Genomic DNA, 4039 nt, shown 5'->3' on the forward strand with positions numbered 1-4039 from the left:
GGCGGGGGAGGTGACGCGCCCCGGCATCTACGAGCTGCCGCCCGGCGCAGCGCAGCAGCCGCTGGCCCTCGTGCTGCGTCTGGCGGGGGAGGCGCTGCGCCCTTCCGGCAACCGCTTCCTGCTCCAGGGCACGGATGCCGGGGGGCGGCGGGCCTATGCCGAGATCGCCCCCGCCGCGCCCTTGCGCCGGGGCGACGCGGTGCTGGTGCAGCCGGGGGCGGACGTTTCCGCCAACGCGCTGCGGCTGGCCGGGCATGTGGCGGTGCCGGTGATGCGCTCGGCGGGCGGAGGCTACGGCAAGGCGGGCTTCTCGCTGCGCCAGCTCCTGGCCGATGCGCGGCAGATCAGGCCCGATCCCTATGTGCGCCTGGGCGTGGTCTGGCGGGTGGACCCGCGGACGCGGGTGCGGCGCTTCGTCGGCTTCGACCTGGGCCGGGTGCTGCAGGGGCAGGCCAACCTGTCCCTCGCCGAAGCCGACGAGGTGATCATCCTGGCGCAGAGCGACATCCTCTGGCTCTCCTCGCCCCCGGTGCAGCGCGCCCTGCGCGGCGAGATGCCGACCCCCCTGCTGGTGCCGGTCACGGTCTCGGCCGGCACCGCCCAGCGCCCGCCCGATGGCGGCCCCACCGCCAACACCGCCGTTTCCGCCGGGCTGCCCGCCTCGGTGCCGGCGCAGCCGGATTGCCCGGCGCTGCAATCCCTGGCCGTGGCGGCGAAGGGCAGCCCGATGCGCTATGCCCATGCGCGCGGCGCGGGCTTCCCGGACCTGGGCAACCCGCCCTGCCCGCAGGTCTTCATCGACTATCCCACCCTGCTGCCCTTCCTGCTGGACCAGAGCGTGCTGCTGGGCGGGGAGGTGGGACTGCCCGGCCTCTATCCCGTGCTGGAGGATACCGGGCTGGACCAGGTGCTGGCGGCGGCGGGGGATGTGGGGGAGACGGCGGACCTCGCCGCCGTGGAATTCTCGCGTGAGCCGCTGGACCAGGCCGGGGCCGTGCCGCTGACCCGGCTGCGGCTCGACCTGCGCTCGCGCAACTTCGCCGCCGTGCGCCTGTCGCCGCGCGACGGCATCCGCATCCCGCGCGGCTTCGGCGACCGGGAGATCGGCTCGGTGACGCTGGTGGGGGAGTTCGTGCGGCCCGGCACCTATGACATCCGGCGGGGCGAGCGGCTGTCGGAGCTGATCGGCCGCGCCGGAGGGCTGACGCCGCAGGCCTATCCCTATGGCACCGTCTTCACGCGCGAAAGCGTCCGGGTGCGGCAGCAGGACGGCTTCGAGCGCACGGCGCGGGAGCTGGAATCCAGCCTGCTCCAGGTCGCGGCGGGGCAGGCGGTGGCGGGCAGCCGGGCCAGCGGCGACCTCGGCGGCGCCATCACCGCCGGGCGGCAGATGGCCTCCGCGCTGCGCGAGGCCAAGGCGGCAGGGCGCATGTCGGTGGAGGCCAACCCGGCGATCCTCGCGGCCCGGCCGGAGCTGGACACGCTGCTGGAGCCGGGCGACCTGATCGCCATCCCGAAGCGACCGAACGAGGTGACGGTGGTGGGCGCGGTGCTGAACCCGGGCAGCATGCAGTTCACCACCGGAAAGAAGGCAGTGGACTATGTCCGCGCGGCGGGGGGCGAGCAGCGTTTCGCCGATGCCGGCCGCGCCTTCGTGGTGCTGCCGAACGGGCAGTCCGTGCCGGCGGGCATCGGCTCCTGGCAGGGCGGCGGGCCGCCGGTGCCGCCGGGCAGCCTCGTGGTGGTGCCGCAGGACCCCAGCCCCTACGAGACCTGGGGCTTCATCCGCGACATCACGCAGGTCCTGGGCCAGGTGAGCGTCAGCGCCGCCGCCCTGGCCGTGATCTCGCGGCAGGCCCGGTAGGCCGGGCGGGGCCAGCCCCGCCGCGCCCTCTTCCTGGAAGCCGGCCGGTCAGGCCGCCAGGGCGGAGGCGCCAGGGCGGTCCACCGACAGCACGAAGAGCCGGTGCGCGGCGATGTCGATGTTGCGGCGGGCCTTCTCGTTCCAGATGCGCTCGGCCTGCTGGGCGTCGTGGTAGGGACCGTAGCACTCCTCGGTGCCGGGCTCGAGTTCCTGCCAGTTCGGATCGGTGAAGACGCCGCCCCAGACGAAATAGAGCTTCTTGTCTGCCATGAGAGCCTCCGGATTATCGCGGTGCGGCATATCTAGGCCGGAGCACCGCCGAAGGGCAGTCCCGATCGCCGCCCTGCGACCGTCTGATTGGCGGAATCAGCCATGTCCTGATCAGGATGCCGTCAGAAGGGCTGACGAAATCCCGCGCGCCCTTGATCCCCGGCCGGGCAGCGGCTTCAGCATCGTCGCCGATGCTGAACCCCGCCTCCACCCTGTCCCGACTCTTCGATGCGCCAATGCGGCCGGGCCGGGTGGAATGGATCGGCCTACGCCCGGCCCGGCGCGCCGTGCTGCGCCCGGTGCTTCTGGCCGGGATGGAACCGGAAGGCGGGCTGGCGGGGGACCACTACCGCAACCGGCAGAGCCGGGCGCGGCAGGTCACGCTGATCCAGGCGGAGCACCTGGCGGCCATCGCCGCCTTCCTGGGACGGGAGCGGGTGGCGCCGGAGGAGCTGCGCCGCAACGTCGTCACCGCGGGGATCAACCTGCTGGCGCTGAAGGGGCGGCGCTTCCGGCTCGGCACGGCGGTGCTGGAGATGACGGGGGAGTGCCATCCCTGTTCCCGCATGGAGGAGGTGCTGGGCCCCGGCGGCTACAACGCCGTGCGCGGCCATGGCGGCATCACCGCGCGCGTGCTGCGGGCCGGGGAGGTGGCGCTGGGCGGGGCCATCCTGCGGCTGGACGGCGCGGACGATCCCGGTCCCGGCGGCGCGGGCGCATCCCCGCCGGTCCTGGCCGGTTAGGGTGTTCCAGGGACGGCGGCCAGGGAAGCGGCCCGAAACGCCGCCGGACATACGGAAGGACCGGATGTGAGCACGGGTTTGCTGGCGCTGCTGGACGACATCGCCGGGCTGGCCAGGATGTCGGCCGCCTCGCTGGACGATATCTCGGCCCAGGCGGCGCGGGCCGGGGTCAAGGCGGCTGGGGTGGTGGTGGACGATGCGGCGGTGACGCCGCGCTACGTGACGGGCTTCGCGGCCTCGCGCGAACTGCCGATCGTGTGGAAGATCGCCGTCGGCTCGGTGAAGAACAAGCTGCTCTACCTGCTGCCGCTGGCCCTGGTGCTGAGCTTCGTGGCGCCCTGGAGCATCTCCGTGCTGCTGATGCTGGGCGGCGCCTATCTCTGCTACGAGGGCGCCGAGAAGGTCTGGCACGCCATCCACCCGCCGCCTGGCGAGGAGGGGCACGAGCCGGTGCCCGGGCATCCCGCACCCGGGAATCCGCCCCCCGGGAACGCAGCTCCGCCGGCCGGATCCCCGGCCACGCCACTGTCCCCCGGGGCGCCGGCGGCCAGTGGCGTGGCCGCGGCGAAGCGGCACGAGGATGCGCGCGTCCGCAGCGCGATCCAGACGGACTTCATCCTCTCCGCCGAGATCATGGCGCTGACCCTGGCCTCCCTCACCACGGATTCCGTGGTGGCGCAGGCGGCGATCCTGGCGGTGGTGGGGCTGGGGCTCACGGCGCTGGTCTATGGTGGCGTGGCGCTGATCGTGAAGGCGGACGACGTGGGCGTGGCGCTGGCGGCCAATCCGCGCCCGGTCACCAGCCTGCTCGGGCTGCGGCGGCTGCCGGAGACACGGGAGCCCTCCGGTGCCGACCATGCCCTGGCGCCGGTGACACAGGCGATCGGGCGGGGGCTGGTGCGGGGGATGCCGCCCTTCCTGCGGCTGCTCGGCATCGTCGGCACCGCCGCCATGCTCTGGGTCGGCGGCGGCATCCTGCTGCACGGGATGGAGACCTTCGGCCTGGCGCTGCCGGAGCACTGGGTGGAGGCCGCCGCCCATGCCGTCGCCGCGCTGGTGCCCGCCGTCACGGCCGCCGCCGCCTCGTGGATGGTCACGGCCGCATTGTCCGGCCTGCTGGGGCTGGCGGTGGGCAGCCTGCTGATCCCCTTCGCCGAATACC

Annotated in this window: 4 protein-coding genes; 3 read left to right on the forward strand and 1 reads right to left on the reverse strand. The window is 73.9% G+C overall.

Annotated elements, in window-relative coordinates:
- Positions 1–1864, forward strand: a 1864-nt coding sequence (locus ROTAS13_RS20510) for an SLBB domain-containing protein (RefSeq protein ID WP_075823260.1), incomplete at its 5' end; no start/stop codon positions are given.
- 48 nt (positions 1865–1912) lie between these two features.
- Here ROTAS13_RS20510 and ROTAS13_RS20515 read toward each other — a convergent pair.
- On the reverse strand, positions 1913–2134 hold the full coding sequence (locus ROTAS13_RS20515) for a DUF4170 domain-containing protein (protein WP_019460209.1): 222 nt from the start codon (positions 2132–2134) through the stop codon (positions 1913–1915).
- A gap of 191 nt (positions 2135–2325) precedes the next feature.
- Between ROTAS13_RS20515 and ROTAS13_RS20520 the strand changes: the two genes are divergently transcribed.
- Both ROTAS13_RS20520 and ROTAS13_RS20525 read left to right on the forward strand, forming a co-directional pair.
- Positions 2326–2877, forward strand: coding sequence for an MOSC domain-containing protein (locus ROTAS13_RS20520; protein WP_019460210.1), 552 nt, complete (start codon positions 2326–2328; stop codon positions 2875–2877).
- Positions 2878–2943: 66 nt separating this feature from the next.
- A partial coding sequence (locus ROTAS13_RS20525) for a DUF808 domain-containing protein (RefSeq protein WP_083755645.1) occupies positions 2944–4039 on the forward strand: 1096 nt, incomplete at its 3' end.

This window comes from Roseomonas sp. TAS13 (assembly GCF_001950415.1).
Classification (GTDB): Bacteria; Pseudomonadota; Alphaproteobacteria; order Acetobacterales; family Acetobacteraceae; genus Roseomonas; species Roseomonas mucosa.

Bases quoted from the DNA above. Each gene is read 5' to 3' on its own strand.
- ROTAS13_RS20515 (WP_019460209.1), bottom strand. From the start codon at position 2,134: ATGGCAGACAAGAAGCTCTATTTCGTCTGGGGCGGCGTCTTCACCGAT.
- ROTAS13_RS20520 (WP_019460210.1), top strand. From the start codon at position 2,326: ATGCTGAACCCCGCCTCCACCCTGTCCCGACTCTTCGATGCGCCAATG.